The following is a 16242-nucleotide window of genomic DNA, read 5'->3' on the forward strand; positions in this document are numbered from 1 at the left end:
TGAATCGAATGGGAATCGGGGGAGATCGTATGTTTGACTGGCTTGGGTATCGCCAAGGACTTCCGCTTTGGATTTCATGGCGTCTGAATCGTAATTTGAAGGAAGACATTGAAGACATATTCGAAGGCATTGCCGAGACGCGCAAAGAGCTGCTGTTCTCCTGGAGCCATGAATATTGGGGACATCTGGACCGACTGAAGGAGCAGCTGAACAAGGACAAGCCCCATGGTTCAACAGTCGGCGGCGAGCATCCTCATCCCTTCTCTACAAGCGCCCCATTGAACCAGGAGCAGCTCTTCTCTGCTTTGTACTCGCGCGCTGCCGATTTCACGGAATTATTCTTGCTGAACCCTTCGGGTGAGGTCACGTACTCTACATACGCTCCGCACGTTGGAACCAGCTACAGCAAGAGCAGTCCATTGGGCCGGGCAATCATTCATCTCGCCGGCTCGGATACCGGCAAATTGCTCTTCGGGCCGTATGCGGATTCCGTCACTATAACCATCGGTCCCCGCTCCTCTGCTTTTCACGACAAAATGACGCTGCTGTTCATGAATGCCGTTTACGTCGACGATACGTTCGCCGGCATCCTCTGCGGCCGCGTGCCAAACGACGTGATCGGAGATTTAATTCAGCGGGAATCCGGCCACGTCTATCCCGATTCCGGCGACAACTATATATTCATGGCCAAGCCCGAGATGAATCGACATATTGCTCCGGGCACCGCTCTTTCCAGAAGCCGCTTTGAAGACCGGACCTTCACGCACGGCGAGAACCTGAAGGACGGCGTCACGACCGACTGGGGGACCGTATCGGTTCACGAACATACGGAGCTCGAGCTGATGTTCACCGACCCGGCAACGGGTCAGCTTCATCCAGGCGTAGCCAACACCATCGCGAACGGAAGCAATCTGTTCGTGGACTTCCCCGGTTATTCCGATTACCGCCACATTCCGGTGATCGGCAAAGGCGTGACGTTCCGCCTGCCCCATTGTCCGGATGTTTGGGGGATGATGTGTGAAGGGGATCTCGAAGAGGTTTACCGTATTCGCGGCATTCGCTTCAGACATGCCAAGCTCCATGGCTTGTCTACCCTTATCTCGAGCCTCCTGACGGCTGGCATTGTTTTTATTACGGCTGTTTATTTATCTCCGGCATTTGCAGCCATGGCGGGAGGGTTAGCCTGCTTGGTCACCGGCCTTCTCACCTCTTCCCTGGTCGGCCATAAAGAAATTGGACGAATCGCGGATCGTCTACGCAGCCTCAACCGCTTCATCCGTATGAATGCCGAAGGCAGCGGAGATCTGACGCAGCGGCTGGACCCCCGCCAATTCGATCAGGATGAAACGCGCGAATTAGCCAAATGGATCAACAATATGATCGATTCGCTGGAAAGCATCATGATGCAGGTGAAGTTGACGGCAGGCGATGTTTCTTCCAGCCAACAGGTAATGAACGACACTACCGCCGTCACCGTTACTTCCGCACAGCGTGTCAGCAGCAACATTAGCGAGATGATCCGCAGCATGCGCAGCCAGCTGCAGGATATCGATGCCGTGAAGGACAGCGCGGAACGGATGCGGGAGACGCTCCGCCAGCTGGAACGGCAAGCAAATGAGCAGATTGATGTGGCCAAGAATGAAGTCGTCCGGATCGGAGACAAGATGTCTCATATTTCTGCGAAAGTCGAGGAAACCAATCAGACCATCCGCACGTTCATGGGAACCGTTCAGGAAGTTACAGGCGTGCTGCACGCGATCGAACAAATATCCTCCCAAACCCATTTGCTGGCCCTGAATGCTTCCATTGAAGCGGCACGGGTCGGAGAACACGGACAAGGTTTTGCCGTCGTTGCAACCGAAATCCGCAAGCTGTCCGAACTGACCAGACAGTCCACGGAAGAGGTCCACCGGATTATCGGCCATATCTATCAGGACGCCCAGCACGCCGTTCTATCGATGAAGGAAGGGACCCGGGTCGTGGAAGAAGGAAACCTGCTGGTTTCTGCGGCTTCCGAGCTGCTTGCCGCCGCAGCCGAAGACGATCTGCGCAAGCACCAGGCCGTAGATGAAGTGGTTCAGCTGATGGAGAAAATCGCTTCGGTCAGCAAGGAGAACCGAAAGATTTCCAAGGATGTGGAGAGCAAAGTGCAGGAGCTGTCGCAGGAAATCGAAAGCGTAAGGTACACCTCAGGCAATGTCGAAGCCATAGCGAAATCGATGCAGCAGCTGGTAGGTCAATTCAAACTCACCGATGCCCGCATCCGATAATATAGCGCAACATATAATCAGCCTTCCAAGCATGAAACTCGGAATCACCGGGACTCTTGCGCGGAAGGCCGTTCGTTTTATATTAAATACCCGGTCTCGGCTGATCTTAACGTTTGGACCCTCCACCGGTCTCGTCACTCGATTCCGGACCTGTTTCTGTGCTCCAGGAAGATCTAATACGAGCGCAGCGGATCAGGCCGCCAGCTTGAGTGCTCCCTGACGAGATCGCTGATCCCGACGAACTCCACCTTTTTTTGCAGTTCCGGGATCGTGCCTTTCAGCGCCTTTGCCGTCCGGATTCCATATACGCCAACATGGCCGATTGCAATGCAGGAAGTTCTTTCTTCCGCATGCTGCGCCGCGGTCTGCAGCTGCTTGCTCACATGCTGAACGGTATGAACGTCATCCAGAAAGATATCGTTGGAGATGGACGGCATTCCCTTCTTCGCTGCCAGTTTGCCGACCACGCTGTAGTAATTCGTTTTGCTGTCGACGAAAAACAGCCCTCTCTCCCTACAAACGTCGAGCACGATGGACATGACCCGTTCATCCCCGGTAACCTTGGAGCCCATGTGATTATTAATCCCAACGGCATAAGGAACCGAATCGATTGCCTCCTCCATGCGTTTACGAATTTCCTCATCGGTGAGCGAACTTAAGATAGCACCTGGTCCGAGCCAGGAAGACCGGCCCTGCTTAGGCTCCATGGGCATATGAATAATGACGTCATGCCCTTGCTGGTGCGCGGCCTCGGCATCTTTCTTGCTCGTCGGCAAAAACGGCATCACGGCCACCGTGATTTTGACAGGCAGATTGAGCATTTCCTCGGTCCCTTTCTGATCATTGCCAAAATCATCGATAATGACAGCCAGCTTATTCGGCTTCTTTTCCTGGACGGATCTGCTGTGATCGGATTCTTCGTGCACGTTTCGAGTATCATGGTTGAACGAATCAGGAGCATTAACCACCCCCGCCCCGTACCCGATCTGTGCTCCGTTCGAGATCCCCCATACCAAACACAGCAAGATAATCGATTTTCTATATCTTTTCCGCATTGTTACGCCCCTTTCCACTCATCATCATGATAGCCTTACCTAACCGTATTGTTTGAGAAAAGCTATTCAAATATGTAATTAGAGGCATAAATGTTAATCAGGAATCCTCCGCTTCCGCAATCACCTGCAGCGCATTTCCGACGGATTGCAGAACATTGCCGGCCACCGTAAGATCGTTGGCTCTCCTATTCGTTGCGTGCCGCGGAGGTCAGCGGTAATTTCGGCCTGTGCCGCATTGGCTATCGATTGCATCGCACAGTCCCAGAGAATTCCAAAACAAAAAAGCTCGTAAACTGCAAGAACAGTTTACGAGCTTTCTCATTAGATGCGGTCGAGAGGACTCGAACCTCCACGGGGGTAAGCCCACACGGACCTGAACCGTGCGCGTCTGCCAATTCCGCCACGACCGCATGTATGTTGTCCACCTTCGAGCCAAGCTCTTATCAGCGGCGACAAGATATATAATATCACGCTAAATAAATCGAGTCAACACTTTTTTTGAGCTTGATTAAAAACCTTGTTTTCGGTTAAAATAAGAACATAAGTTCTCATTCAATATCCATTTTCTATATAAAGGCGGTGATGTTGATGGCCATACAGGCTGTTACAACGGAAGAACGGGCATTGATCAAGAGTTACCTGCTGCTGATGTTCATTCATAAGGTGTTTGAACGGGATTGCCGGATCATTCAGGAGAGCGGGGTATTCAAAACCCCTCAATTGTACGTAGAGGTTGTGGGAAACGGCGCCAAACGTGCTGCCGTGCTTCTTCGAGAGGTGAAGCAGGAATTCACCAAGCGGGCGATCAAGGTATATGACATCGGGCAAAGCAAGGACGGGATTCAGGCACGATATGCTTGCCGGGGGTACATTGGGTCGATGAACATTCTATGGCCATCCTTCCGTGAGGAGATGATGGATCGCATGCGAGCGTATCTCGGACTGGTTCCGCCTCAGAGCGATTCCTCCGAGCAAGCCCATCCTCCTGCCGCTGCTTTCGCGCGCTAACATCGCCGTTCCTTAAACGAAAGAATAACCGCCTCCCCGGCTGTACAAGCGCTTCGGGAGAGACGGTTATTTTTTATCACAGATCAATGAAGGTTATGCTGCACGCGGGTCAGTCCCTGCGAGAGAGCATGTCCCGCGCTGGCGGCAGACGCCACGGCTACGGCCTCCATGATCTGAGCATCCGAGGCTCCCTTGGCACGGGCTTCCTCCATATGGTAGAAGGTACACAGCTCATTGTTGGCAAACAATCCGATCCCAAGCGCGATCAGCTGCTTCGTTCTCGCATCCAGCTCGCCATCCTGAAAGCAAACGCCGGTGAACTGATGATACGCTTCTGCCATGTCCGGCATGCTCTGCTTCAAATTCTGAATTTCATTCTTGTATGCCGAGACCTTGTCATTGGACATTTCCATAACCAAAAGCACCTCTTCCCGAAAAAATAGTTTTCGAGGTTAAGTTGTCCGACGAATTCGAGATCTATGCTTATTCTTCGACCGGGCTGACTCTTGGCTCTTTTTTGAGCTGGTAGCTGTAGCGCCGATCCAGTTTAACGACCCGCCGGTTTCTGCGGCGGATGATAACCTGCTCCGGGTCCCAGGCTACGACGAACCCTATGATATCATTGGTCTCCAGCCCATCCCGCACAACCCGGACCAGTTCGCCGGAGATCCGCAGCTCATCGAGTCTTTCATCGCTGATCATCGCCATGCCTCCTTCATCACTTACTGTGCAAAAAAAGACCTAAATGAGATCATTTAGGTCTTTTGAATGCGTTGCGATATCGACAAACATCCCGATTAAGAGATGTTCTATATACCCATTAACGCTGAGCCGGCTCGATGCTGTCATTCTTCTCGTACCAATAATCCAGCACGGTGGAAGACATGACGCGCTTCTCGATATATTCGACCTGCTGAGGCGTAAACTGTTCCTTCCATTCGAAGGAAACCTCCTCGCACAATCCGGCAATCGTCAGCAGTTCTGACCAGGCAACATAGCGTTTGTACCAGAAGAACTGAGGATGTTCAATCATATAGGGATATAGATCATCAAACTCCGTATGTTTACAATCCAAAGCACGTTCAAAATGTACCTTCGCTTCATTCAGCTTCTCAATCAAAAACGGCTCGGTTACAGGTTGTTTCCCCATGTTGCTGCCTCCTCTCTCTTGCCTACCTCTTTATTATAAGCGAAAATCACGGAGGCGAAAAGATTTAGTTGAGATTTTAGGCGGAAATCCCATTATCATTTACTTCAAATTACCATTTTTTCTCTTCGTTTAGACTAGGGTAACAACCGTTCATGACCTAAGACCCAGCCCGTGACAATCGGTCCAAGACAAGCCTAAGGAGACCCTAAGTTTTAGCTGAACGAAATCTTCCCACCTTCAAGCGACGATATGGTGACAAGCGATTCCACGTGAACATGCTGTTCGCGCAGCGTTCTCGCCCCGGCTTGGAAACTCTTTTCGATCACGACGCCAAGCCCGATTAATTCCGCCCCGGCCCGATCAATGATTTTGATCAGCCCTCTCGCGGCGTCTCCGTTTGCAATAATGTCATCGATGAAGAGCACTTTATCGCCCTCGCCGATAAACTGGCGCGACACCATGATATCCGTGACAATGCCTTTGGTGAAAGACGGCACCCGCTCGCATAAGGCGTCTGGATCGGCGAGCAGCGTTTTTTTGCGCCGGGCGAATACCATGGGGACTCCCAATTCAAGCGCTGCGGCAAAGGCAACCGATATGCCGGAGGATTCCAGCGTAACGACCTTGGTCACGCCGCTCTCTTTAAATCTCGTCGCAAATTCCCGGCCCATGTCCATAATCAATGCCGGATCAACCTGATGCGTCAGCAGGGCATCCAGCTTCAGCACCTGATCCGACAACACGACGCCTTCTTTAACAATCCGCTCCTTTAACCAATCCATCCCAAAGACCTCCCATGATTCCTTTGTCGTAAAAGTAACATATTCCTCCCTGTACGGCAAGTACAAACGGATGCTCCGTCATTTAACTTGCTAGTTCCCGTCATAATTCCTGACATAGCTTTCCGCTTGCTTGGCGCTATGCGTCCAAATCCCCTCCAGTCGAAGGCCTTGGACAGGTAGAAGTCATGTCCCGGCTCAGCCAAGCATAAACTTGTACTATGCAGAACGATTAACTTTCAAGGGGGACGCGAGGCTTGCGTAATTTTATGCGTGTTTTACAGATCGCCTTTACATATATCGGAACCGTCGTTGGCGCTGGCTTTGCTACTGGCCGAGAAATCCTTCAATTCTTTACCCAGTACGGCCACTGGGCTACACTGACCATTGTGCTTACGACGGGATTATTCATCTGGCTCGGCACGAAAATCATGACGATATCGAGGCGGATCGGAGCCAAATCCTTTGAGGATTTGAACAAATTCCTGTTTGGCGAGAAAGCCGGCGTCTGGATCAGCCTCTTCATGTTTGTCATTCTGCTCGGGGTGAACAGCATCATGCTTGCCGGTGCCGGTTCCGTGTTTGTGGAGCATCTGAATTTGAGTTATCAAACCGGATTGTTTGTCACGATGATCGGGACTTATTTTATTCTCAGAAAAGGCATCCAGTCCATCATGACGATGAACAGTCTCGTCGTGCCCATGATGCTGACCTTATCGGTGGCGGTGATCTCTCAAACGCTTCAGTCCCCGGGCGCCACCCGTTTCTTAACCTTGACCACCGACCACAGCCTGCCTTCGGTTTGGCTTGCGCCGCTGCTCTACACCGCCTTTAACCTGGTGATGGCGATGCCGGTGCTGGTCCCGCTCGGCAGCCAGACCGAAAGCGCGCGAACCGTAACCTGGGGGGGCATCATTGGAGGAACGGGCGTAGGGTTTATGCTGATGGCGGCGCATTTTGCGATGTCCGCCCATATGCCCGGTATTAGCCAATACGAGATTCCGATGGGCAGCATCGCCAACCAGCTGGGCTGGTTTGTACAGATCATCTATCTCATCCTGATCTTCCTTGAAATTTTCAGCACCTTCGTTGCCAATATTTACGGCATCACCCTGCAAGTTCAGCAGCGAACCTCGCTCTCCCCGAGAGTGATCACCCTTGGCATCATGGTGTTCTGTTATTTCTTCAGCCAGTTCGGCTTCAGCTCCTTGCTTTCTCTGCTCTATCCGATGTTCGGGGGATTGTGCCTGCTCTGGGTGCTCCGGCTGACTTTATTCGGAACACCTGAAATCAGGGGTAAATAAAAGGGCTCTCCCAAAGGTGCGTAACGCCTGCCTTTGGGGAGCCCAATCTTATGGCTGCATCGGGATGAGCCGTGCATCCGGCATGAGTTCCATCGTCTGCTCGGCGACATGTCGATGACACGTCATCATGATAACCTGCCGGTTACGGGACAGCTCCAGGATAGCCCCGAGCGCATGTCGCAGCCGATCACCGTCAAAATTAACGAACAGATCATCAAGCAGCAGCGGCAGGCCCGCTGCATGCGGCATCGATTGGATCAACCCGAGCCGCATGGCCAAATATAGCTGCTCCGCCGTTCCCCGGCTCAATCGGCTGCTCTCCACCAGCTCACCCGTCGGGCGCTCAGCCAGCAGGCTCTGGTCTCCCAAGCGCATCACAACCCTGCTGTACACACCGCCGGTCAGCATCGAGAAGAACCGGGAAGCCAGCTGCAGCACCTGCGGCTGCTTTTCTTCCTCGTACATCCGCCGCGTGCGTTTGATAAACTCGGAGGCCATCGAACGCACCGCATATTGGGACACGATTTCCCGCAGGGCGGATCGGTGCTCCTCCAGCTGCTGCAGGGCGGAATCCTGATTGCCCGCCGATTCCAGCGACTCCCTCTCCTGAAGCAGCCGCCCGCGCCGTTCCTGCAGCTCGTCCCTTAGGCTGTGCGCGGCCGATGCGGCCTCCTCCTTCTCGACGCACTGAGCTTCGAGCTCGGCAGCGTCGGTAAGCTCAAGCAGCTGCATCAGCCGCCTGCGGCCCGTTTCGTCCCATCCGCTGAACATGGTAATTTCATGATGGCGGATCGTGCGGACAAGCTCCTCCCTGCGCTTGGCGGCAGTTCCCATGCGAAGAAAGGTTTCCTCGTCCGCCGATCGGGACGATGCGATTAATGCCGCTTTGCGCTGCCGAAGACCTTCCCGCTCCTCTTCCATCGCTGCCGCCTCTTTACGCAGCTCCTGGATGCGCTCGGATAGGACTTTACGCTGCCTTGAATCCTCTTGGTACGCCTTCCAACGGGAATGGATGCCGCTAAGCTCAGTCACGCCCGGATTTCGGTTGCCGTCAGGGTCGGCTTCGGGATCCGCCGCAATGATCTCATGGCATTGGACGATATAATCCTCGGCCTCTCTTAACAGGACATCCATCTTCAGACCAATCGATTTTTGCTGGCGGATCAGCTCCTGTCCCTGCTCAACCTTCACGAATACATCCAGCATCACGTCAGGCGACAGACTCTGCGGGAGTGACCGGGACCTCAGCCAGGATTCCCACTGCCGTTCCAGCTCCAAATACCGCTTCTCTTCTGCTCGATGGCGCTATGGATCGTTTTTAATTCAGCCGCCTGCAGGGCAGACTTCTCCTCAGCCGCCGCACAATCAGACGTCAATCGATCGAGCCGCTGCCGCCAGGCTTGCCAGCCCTCCATCACGGACCGAAGCTCGCGCATTCTCGCCTCCACCATGAGGGGGTCACGAGTCAAAACAGCGTTTCGATCCCTTCGGCTGCCCGGAATCGTGCTCCCTGTTGCCGCGGCATAGGGAGCTGAGACCAGACTGGAGTATAGATGGTCCACATGTTCCGTTCCCTGACCGTCCAGCATGGAAGTGCCTTCCGAAGCTTCATCCTGAATCTCGCGCCCGCGTTGAGCGCTCCAGTATATATATCCCATACCAAGCAGCATCACGATGCCCGAGACCACGGCGGCTTCTGCGGCTCCCGTCCATAACAACACGGCTGCAAGCAGCAGCGTCATGACCGCCATGCCCGATAGCAGGCCCGCATACATCCGGGGGAGTCGTCCTCTCCCCGGCCGGCGTGTCGAAACAGGCACGGGCTCGGCACCGGACAGTCTGCGCTCGCGCCAACGCTCGATTTCCAGCTGCAGCTGATTCCACAGCGCAGCCGTCTCCTGCGGCGAAGCAGGCTTAATCATCGCAAAGGCCTCCTGGCCCCGCTCCGACTCCTCGCGCAGCTGCCGCCTTGCTTCCCGCAGCGTCGATTCGGCTGCAGCCGCCGAGCGCTGGGCCCCCCGCTGTTCAATGAACAGCGCCTCCATCCGGCGATCGTACCCGGCAAAGGCAGCACCGATCCGCCGTACCTCCTCACGCTCTGAGGCGGACACCGGCAACGACAGCAGCTCTTGCCGGGTCCATGCCGGATCGATATCCCGGAGCAGCTGCTCCAGCCGGTTTTCCTGAGCTTTATATTCGGCCGTAAGCTCGGCAAGCTCGCGGTTCCCCGCTTCATGTAGACTTCGTTTTGCCGACAGCTCCTCAATCCGCTCGCCGTATTGTTCCAAGAAATCGTTCACGGGTAGAGCCCCCAGCTTATCCTCCGCATCCTCGATCGCCTGCTCAACGCGGATGGACTGGGCATGAAGGACCCGCTCTTCCTCCAGCATCTTCTCATAACGGGGCATTCCATCCGGGGGGAAATGGCTGCTGTCCATCAGATCCTTCAATTCAACCCCGGCCTCTTGCCATTCCAGCCAAGCCGGACGGATGTCCAGCGCTTTGCGAAGCAGCGATAAATCCTCGCCAGCCCTGGCACGTTCCTGCTCCAGCAACTTTAAACGGCGCTCTATTTCCAGAATGGAGCTTACGACCTCGTTATAGCGGGATACGTAAGCCCGGCTGACTGCAACCCGGGTTCTTAAATCCTCGATGGACTGCAGCAGCTTGGCTGTCTGCTGTACCTTCCCGCGAGGCTTATACAGCTTGTCCATCTCTTGGGACAGCTTGCGTTCGGCCTCCAGGATGTTGGCTCCGCCGCCGATCCCGGCATGGAACAGGTAGCCGCTCATCTCGGCGGAGTGCAGACCGCGGATTTCCTGCAGTTCGCTTAACGAGATGGCAAACAGCTGGCGAAACATGTCCCTGGACACGCCGCCCAAAGCGTATTGTTCCAGCTCCTGCTGCCCGAGCTCGATCACGAGCCCGTTATCCGCTTGTTTATGAATATGTACACGTTCGCCCTTGCCGGAGGCGGCATTCCCTTCCCTGGACCGCTTATAGCGCCGGACCACCCAAGGTATCCCCTCCTTATCAAGAAAACGCAGCTCGCCTCCGTGAACGCCTTCCCCGGAGGGCTCTCCGCGTTCCGCCGGCGAGCCCTTGCCCGGAAACCCGTAGAGCATGGCGCTGATAAAATGCAGGACCGTGCTCTTCCCCGCTTCATTCGGCCCATACAGCACGGTTACGGGGGCATCGATGGAAATGCTCATGTCCCGGACGGCTCCGAAACCTTGTATGTTCATCCGTTCCAGCCTCATCTTCCGGCACCTTCCTCCCGCGAACGGTCGCGCAGCAATAACCCTAAAGTCAGCTCCTCCGCCCTGCGAACCCAATCCAGCATTTCCTCCGGGCTCGTCTCGTCAAGCAACGAGCGGATCTCCGCATGTTCCATAAGAGGCTCCAAACCCTTGGCAACAACCCCGTCCGGATCATGAATTCGTTCCTGCTCCTTCCGGACAAGGCGAAGCAAGTCCCCCGTAAAGCTGTCTTCCGCCAACAGCCTCTCCGTATCGATCGCATCCCCGGATTGAAGCGAGAAGCTCTCGATCCAGACGCAGCCCCGATAGCCGCATGTCTTGCCCTTTGCGGCCTCTCTTCTCCGCAGATCGGTCAGCAGCTCGTCCAGCACGTATCCGCCCTCTAGCTGACGGTGAACCGGACTTCGTCCCGTAACCCGAACGCGGATCATGCTCAGCCGATCCGCGTTCGCTCTGGCTGTATCGGTGAGGATGGACTCCAGGGAGCGTCGCCATTCGTCGACGTCCCGGCAAGCATCGATAGGCGCTTCAACGACGTTCCATCGCATCGAATCGAGCTCATGGAAGCTGAGCTTGGTGTTGAAGCTGCCATCCACATCGACGACGTAACACCCCTTCGGGCCCGTCTCCCGGACATGGCGTCCCTGGATATTGCCCGGATACACGATATAAGGAGATTCCTGCAGGGTGCGGCGGGAGTGGATATGCCCGAGCGCCCAGTAGTGGAATCCGGCCTGAACCAGCTCCTTTTTCGTACAGGGAGCATAGGTTTCGTGCTGGGGATCTCCGTCCACGTTCGCATGCAGAAGTCCGATATGATAGAGCCCCGGTGAGGGAGCAGGATAGCGGATCGCAATATTATCCGTGACCTTCGAGGTCGGATACGACATGCCGGCGATGACCGCCACTTCTTGTTGGTCCGAACGGCGAACAGCCGTTACGGCTGCAGGCTCCGCTCCAAACACATGGACATGGGAGGGAAGCGTCATGGACAGCTTCGCGCTGTCTAGCGGATCATGATTGCCGTGGATCACATAAACCGCGATCCCTTCCCGCCCCAAGCGATTGAGGGAATCCAGGAAGCGAAGCTGGGCCCGCAGCGAAATGTTGGAGCTGTCGTAGACGTCTCCGCTGATGACGATAAAATCAACCTGCTCCCCGATGGCGAGCTCCACAAGCCGCTCCAGCGCACGGAAGGTCGATTCCTGAACGAAAGACCGCAGATCGTCATCGAGTCCGCTGATTCCGATAAACGGACTGTCCAGATGCAAATCCGCAGCGTGAATAAATCGAAAAGAAGCCATAACCGATCCCTAACTCTCTATCTGGGGTTGAAATTTCAAATACATTTTTTTCAGTTCATTCACGGATCTGGACAAGGAGTATTGGTTCTTTGCCTTATCCGAAGCGGTCCGGGCCAGCTCGTAACGATAGAGCGGATCGCTGATGACCTTCTCGAGCGCCACGCTGAGCGCCATCGGATCTTCAGGCGGTACAAGCAAACCGTTGACCCCGTCCTCAATCTGCTCGGCGATGCCGCCGACGTCGGTCCCTACCAAGGCGAGACAGCTGAGCGCCGCTTCCGCGAACACCGATCCGAACGCCTCTGCTCTCGAAGGCAGGACAAAGATGTCAAAGAACGGCATGAACTCCTCCGGATGCAGCGTATAGCCGTAAAAAATCGTCTCCTGGTAGATGCCCAGCGTTTTGGCCATCTCCTCGAGCTCCTGGCGGGAAGGTCCGTCGCCGATAATATGAAGGACGTAATCATATCCCTTCCGTTTCAGTTCCGCGCAGGCCTGGAGCAGAATATCCAATCCTTTTGCAGGCACCAGACGGCATACCGTAATCAGCTGAGGCACCGCATTTTCATGGGGAACGGGCTTGAATCTCTTATCATCGAATCCGTTATGGATGACGCCGATCGATTCGGGCGTGTTCACGTAGGGAGACATATATGCCTTGAAGGAGTTCGACACGGTCAGCAGCCGGTCGCTGATATGCTCCAGCTCCTTGTACAAAGACACCAGGAACCGGTGTTCCAGCCCTCCCTCCTTGATTCTTCCGTTGAGGATCAGCTCGCGCTCGTAACTGGAGTGCACGGTTTGAATGAGCGGCACCTCGGGGAATACGGCTTTCATCGACATGCCTGCGATCGGATGATGACTATGGATAAGATCATAAGGCTTTTGAATGCGCAGACGGGTCCACCACAGATAATCCCGGTAGGTTTGAAGGTATTTGGCCACGATCGGGCTCCCTTCGAACTCTCTCCAATCAAACGTGTGGAATATCGGATCCTCCTGGCCTTTATTGCGGATCCGCTTAGGCAGCCAGAACATCTCCATCTCCCAACGGGAGGAATGAAAGCGCTCCTGCAAATATGGAATCATGGACGAGACGCCGCCCGGCTGTTCAGGAGGGAAGAATAATGCCTGAAGAAGTTTCATGGGGATCCCCCTTTCTCTAAATCTCTTTTCAGATTCTTTTTCGATATGATATATTAGAACATATGTTTCATGCAAAGGAAACCTATCCCTATTCAGGAGTGAATCGATTTGTCCTATGAATTGAACTACTGGTCCACTTCTCCACTACCCACCATATTTGCCGTGTGCGGAGCTTATATCGCTCTCATGATGCTGATCATGTGTCTCTTTATGTACAGCAAGCAACGCAAGAATGCTTACCTATATATGGCGGCAGCTTTCTTCTTCATTATGACATACGAGGGTCTGAACATCCATTCGGCATGGACGGGAAAACCTGTTTTCTCACCGGAGTCGGACGTTCTGCGTTTCATCCAGCTTTTTTCGTTCGTTCTGCTGAACATCTCGGTTGTCATGCTGTACCGCAAAATCAAAACCATGCATTATTGGCTTCCCTTGTTGTCGGCCGCACTGCTTATGCTTCCATTCATGCTTCCCTCATTCCTTCCATACACCCTTGACCCGATATGGCAAAGCATATATTTTGACGTGCTGCAGCTCGCTGCGCTCTACCTGGCCTACACGCAAGTAACCCCGCGGATCGGACAGCCGATCAAATACGCGCTCGGGCTTGCCGTTTACGTCATCTGGACGATTCTGCAAGCGGTACATACCTATTCCGGCAGCCTGTCGCCTGCGCTTCAGGGACTGGCGCTCGCGCTGCCTGTGCTCTTTTACAGCATCGTGTTCTTCATTCTGTTCAGGCGCATCGTGGAGCTGATGCAGTCCATTTACCGGTCCGCCATTACGGACGGATTAACCGGGCTTTACAACCGCAGGCACTTTATGAAGCATTTGGACCATTACGCGGCGCAGGAGCTGAAGATATCCGCCATCTTCTGCGACATCGACAATTTCAAGAAGCTGAATGATACCCAGGGACACGCCAGAGCCGATGAAGTGCTGAAGCAGGTCGCCGCCATCATGGAGGAAGAGCTTGAAGGCATCGGAATTACGGGCCGGTATGGCGGCGAGGAATTGGTCGCCTTGGTCGTTGACCGCAAAGCCAAACCCGCGCAGGTCGCCGAGAAGATCCGAGCCCGAGTGGCGAGCGAGAGCATCGTAACCATCAGTATCGGATACAGCGTGCTGCGCAAAGGCGTTCGCGGCGATGAGCTGATGAAACAGGCGGACAAAGCCATGTATCATTCCAAGACGACCGGCAAAAACAAGGTATCCGATTACCGGTCCCTTAAAACCGCATCCACCGAACCAACGGAATCAGCCGGATAACACTGGCGCAGACTGCCCACGATATGAAGGGGGCGGTCTTTTTTTGCTTGACATTTCTTTACTCCCCCTGCGGCAACGTGATAAACTAATGACCGATTCCTTAGAGACATGAGAAGAAATGAGCTCTGAACAGGGATTAACTGCCTTAACGCAGCAACATGAACCTTATTCTAAAGAAGGAGCTATTAACGAATGGGAAAGGAACTATTGCCTGTCGGTTTCGTCACCAGCATAAACGAAATCCTTGGGGATGCCTCATGTGACTTTTGGGACAGCTACGATTCGCCCCGCACCCATGGGCTGCGTCTTAACCGGCTGAAAGCGGTTCATGCCGCAGACAGCGTCAAAAAACTCATCCGGGACTTCCGGCTGACGTCTGTGTCCTGGTGTGATACCGGATACTATTATGATGAAAGCGTTCGTCCAGGAAAGCACCCTTATCATGCCGCCGGACTATATTATATTCAGGAGCCCTCGGCAATGTCCGCGGTGGAACTGCTGAATCCTCAGCCCGGGGAGACCATCCTGGATCTTGCGGCCGCTCCCGGCGGCAAGACAAGCCATATCGCCTCGAAAATGATGGGCCGGGGACTGCTCGTCTCCAACGAGATCCACCCCGAACGGGCGCGCATTCTGGCCGAGAACGTGGAACGTATGGGAATAACGAATACCGTCGTTACGAGTGCGGCACCGGATCAGCTATCCCGCCGTTTCGTTGCCTGCTTTGACCGGATCATGCTAGATGCGCCATGCTCCGGTGAAGGCATGTTTCGAAAGGATGCCGCTGCGATTGCCGAATGGTCGCCTGAACACGTGGATCTGTGCGTTGCGCGGCAGTGGGACATTGTCCAGGAGGCTTACCGGATGCTCAAGCCAGGCGGAACGTTGGCGTATTCCACCTGTACGTTCAACACGGCGGAAAATGAGGAGATGATCGAGCACATTCTCTCGCAGTATCCCGATTTGGAACTGCAGCAAATGAAGCGCTTATGGCCACATTTGGAGCGGGGCGAGGGGCATTTTGTTGCCATCTTGGTCAAAACGCCTGCGGCCGAGGCTTACAGCGACGATCAAGAGACCTTTACCAACAGCGGTAAGGCTCAGGCCAAATCAAACCGGGGCGGCAAACAGGCTCCTGCGCTTTCCGCCCTGGCCGACTTTCAAGACTGGGCGAAGCAGGACCTCCCCGGCTTTGAGCTTGGCGGTGGCACGCCGATATTGTTCGGCGAAGAATTATATTGGCTGCCGGTCAGCGAGAGCGTCCCTTGGCACGATAAGCAGCTGAAGGGGCTGAAGATGCCGCGCGCCGGCCTTCATCTCGCCCACCTGAAGAAGAATCGGATCGAGCCGGCTCACGCCCTTGCCATGTCCTTGAATCCAGGCCAAGCCGCCAGAAGCTGGGATCTGCCTTCAGATTCTGCCGAAACGGCTGCTTATTTGCGGGGAGAGGTGCTCTCCATTCCGTCCGAATATAGGGGCTGGACTTTGGTGACTACGGACGGGCTCCCCCTCGGCTGGGGCAAAGCCAGCGGCGGCCAGCTCAAGAATCACCTGCCCAAGGGCCTGCGCAATCCCAAGTAGCGCCCCTTTCTAATCCCACATAAAGTGGCGAACGGAGAAAGACTGCCGTTACAGCGGATACGATTTTAAATTACATTCAGCCTACGATAAGGCCAATGGATCAAATTAGCAGA

The 16242-nt window shown here is 54.5% G+C and carries 14 protein-coding genes and 1 tRNA gene; 5 read left to right on the top strand and 10 right to left on the bottom strand.

What is annotated here, in order from left to right:
* Positions 1-29: 29 nt before the first annotated feature.
* Complete coding sequence (locus GYMC10_RS22490; protein WP_015736658.1) at positions 30-2270, top strand: methyl-accepting chemotaxis protein; 2241 nt, start codon at positions 30-32, stop codon at positions 2268-2270.
* Positions 2271-2443: 173 nt separating this feature from the next.
* On the opposite strand, the gene GYMC10_RS22495 is transcribed toward GYMC10_RS22490, so the two are convergent.
* Together GYMC10_RS22495 and GYMC10_RS22500 are read right to left on the bottom strand one after the other, a co-directional pair.
* Positions 2444-3325 carry a divergent polysaccharide deacetylase family protein gene (locus GYMC10_RS22495; RefSeq protein WP_015736659.1) on the bottom strand — a complete coding sequence of 294 codons (882 nt, stop codon included), beginning with the start codon at positions 3323-3325 and terminating at the stop codon, positions 2444-2446.
* 326 nt (positions 3326-3651) lie between these two features.
* Positions 3652-3735: transfer RNA gene (locus GYMC10_RS22500), tRNA-Leu, on the bottom strand.
* Between the two features lie 178 nt (positions 3736-3913).
* Between GYMC10_RS22500 and GYMC10_RS22505 the strand changes: the two genes are divergently transcribed.
* Positions 3914-4333, top strand: coding sequence for a hypothetical protein (locus GYMC10_RS22505; protein ID WP_015736660.1), 420 nt, complete (start codon positions 3914-3916; stop codon positions 4331-4333).
* A gap of 83 nt (positions 4334-4416) precedes the next feature.
* On the opposite strand, the gene GYMC10_RS22510 is transcribed toward GYMC10_RS22505, so the two are convergent.
* The 4 genes from GYMC10_RS22510 to GYMC10_RS22525 all read right to left on the bottom strand — a co-directional run bounded on the left by GYMC10_RS22510 (position 4417) and on the right by GYMC10_RS22525 (position 6265).
* On the bottom strand, positions 4417-4746 hold the full coding sequence (locus GYMC10_RS22510) for a carboxymuconolactone decarboxylase family protein (protein ID WP_009594838.1): 330 nt from the start codon (positions 4744-4746) through the stop codon (positions 4417-4419).
* A 70-nt stretch (positions 4747-4816) separates the two neighbouring features.
* Complete coding sequence (locus GYMC10_RS22515) at positions 4817-5035, bottom strand: hypothetical protein (RefSeq protein ID WP_015736661.1); 219 nt, start codon at positions 5033-5035, stop codon at positions 4817-4819.
* 118 nt (positions 5036-5153) lie between these two features.
* On the bottom strand, positions 5154-5483 hold the full coding sequence (locus GYMC10_RS22520) for a hypothetical protein (protein WP_009594840.1): 330 nt from the start codon (positions 5481-5483) through the stop codon (positions 5154-5156).
* Positions 5484-5695: 212 nt separating this feature from the next.
* Positions 5696-6265 carry a xanthine phosphoribosyltransferase gene (locus GYMC10_RS22525; RefSeq protein ID WP_015736662.1) on the bottom strand — a complete coding sequence of 190 codons (570 nt, stop codon included), beginning with the start codon at positions 6263-6265 and terminating at the stop codon, positions 5696-5698.
* 254 nt (positions 6266-6519) lie between these two features.
* Between GYMC10_RS22525 and GYMC10_RS22530 the strand changes: the two genes are divergently transcribed.
* Positions 6520-7566, top strand: a complete 1047-nt coding sequence (locus GYMC10_RS22530; protein ID WP_015736663.1) for a membrane protein — start codon at positions 6520-6522, stop codon at positions 7564-7566.
* Positions 7567-7614: 48 nt separating this feature from the next.
* Here the strand turns inward: GYMC10_RS22530 and GYMC10_RS33125 are convergent, their stop codons facing one another.
* From GYMC10_RS33125 to GYMC10_RS22545, 4 genes are read right to left on the bottom strand one after another with little or no spacing between them, the layout of a single operon-like run.
* Positions 7615-8844: an ATP-binding protein gene (locus GYMC10_RS33125; protein WP_261979380.1), complete on the bottom strand. Its 1230-nt coding sequence runs from the start codon at positions 8842-8844 to the stop codon at positions 7615-7617.
* A complete protein-coding gene (locus GYMC10_RS33130) occupies positions 8811-10811 on the bottom strand; it encodes an AAA family ATPase (protein ID WP_261979381.1) in 2001 nt (666 codons plus the stop codon). The genes GYMC10_RS33125 and GYMC10_RS33130 overlap by 34 nt, the downstream gene beginning before the upstream one ends.
* An 11-nt stretch (positions 10812-10822) precedes the next feature.
* Complete coding sequence (locus GYMC10_RS22540; RefSeq protein ID WP_015736664.1) at positions 10823-12130, bottom strand: exonuclease SbcCD subunit D; 1308 nt, start codon at positions 12128-12130, stop codon at positions 10823-10825.
* Between the two features lie 9 nt (positions 12131-12139).
* Positions 12140-13276: a glycosyltransferase family 4 protein gene (locus GYMC10_RS22545; RefSeq protein ID WP_015736665.1), complete on the bottom strand. Its 1137-nt coding sequence runs from the start codon at positions 13274-13276 to the stop codon at positions 12140-12142.
* Between the two features lie 108 nt (positions 13277-13384).
* Between GYMC10_RS22545 and GYMC10_RS22550 the strand changes: the two genes are divergently transcribed.
* Together GYMC10_RS22550 and GYMC10_RS22555 are read left to right on the top strand one after the other, a co-directional pair.
* Positions 13385-14548 carry a GGDEF domain-containing protein gene (locus GYMC10_RS22550; protein ID WP_015736666.1) on the top strand — a complete coding sequence of 388 codons (1164 nt, stop codon included), beginning with the start codon at positions 13385-13387 and terminating at the stop codon, positions 14546-14548.
* Between the two features lie 192 nt (positions 14549-14740).
* On the top strand, positions 14741-16129 hold the full coding sequence (locus tag GYMC10_RS22555) for an RsmF rRNA methyltransferase first C-terminal domain-containing protein (protein WP_015736667.1): 1389 nt from the start codon (positions 14741-14743) through the stop codon (positions 16127-16129).
* Positions 16130-16242 lie beyond the last annotated feature (113 nt).

The organism is Paenibacillus sp. Y412MC10, from assembly GCF_000024685.1.
Lineage (GTDB): Bacteria > Bacillota > Bacilli > Paenibacillales > Paenibacillaceae > Paenibacillus_AQ > Paenibacillus_AQ lautus_A.

Coding starts and splice junctions, on each gene's coding strand:
- GYMC10_RS22490 (WP_015736658.1), top strand. CDS start 30: ATGTTTGACTGGCTTGGGTATCGCCAAGGACTTCCGCTTTGGATTTCA.
- GYMC10_RS22495 (WP_015736659.1), bottom strand. CDS start 3,325: ATGCGGAAAAGATATAGAAAATCGATTATCTTGCTGTGTTTGGTATGG.
- GYMC10_RS22505 (WP_015736660.1), top strand. CDS start 3,914: ATGGCCATACAGGCTGTTACAACGGAAGAACGGGCATTGATCAAGAGT.
- GYMC10_RS22510 (WP_009594838.1), bottom strand. CDS start 4,746: ATGGAAATGTCCAATGACAAGGTCTCGGCATACAAGAATGAAATTCAG.
- GYMC10_RS22515 (WP_015736661.1), bottom strand. CDS start 5,035: ATGATCAGCGATGAAAGACTCGATGAGCTGCGGATCTCCGGCGAACTG.
- GYMC10_RS22520 (WP_009594840.1), bottom strand. CDS start 5,483: ATGGGGAAACAACCTGTAACCGAGCCGTTTTTGATTGAGAAGCTGAAT.
- GYMC10_RS22525 (WP_015736662.1), bottom strand. CDS start 6,265: ATGGATTGGTTAAAGGAGCGGATTGTTAAAGAAGGCGTCGTGTTGTCG.
- GYMC10_RS33130 (WP_261979381.1), bottom strand. CDS start 10,811: ATGAACATACAAGGTTTCGGAGCCGTCCGGGACATGAGCATTTCCATC.
- GYMC10_RS22540 (WP_015736664.1), bottom strand. CDS start 12,130: ATGGCTTCTTTTCGATTTATTCACGCTGCGGATTTGCATCTGGACAGT.
- GYMC10_RS22545 (WP_015736665.1), bottom strand. CDS start 13,276: ATGAAACTTCTTCAGGCATTATTCTTCCCTCCTGAACAGCCGGGCGGC.
- GYMC10_RS22555 (WP_015736667.1), top strand. CDS start 14,741: ATGGGAAAGGAACTATTGCCTGTCGGTTTCGTCACCAGCATAAACGAA.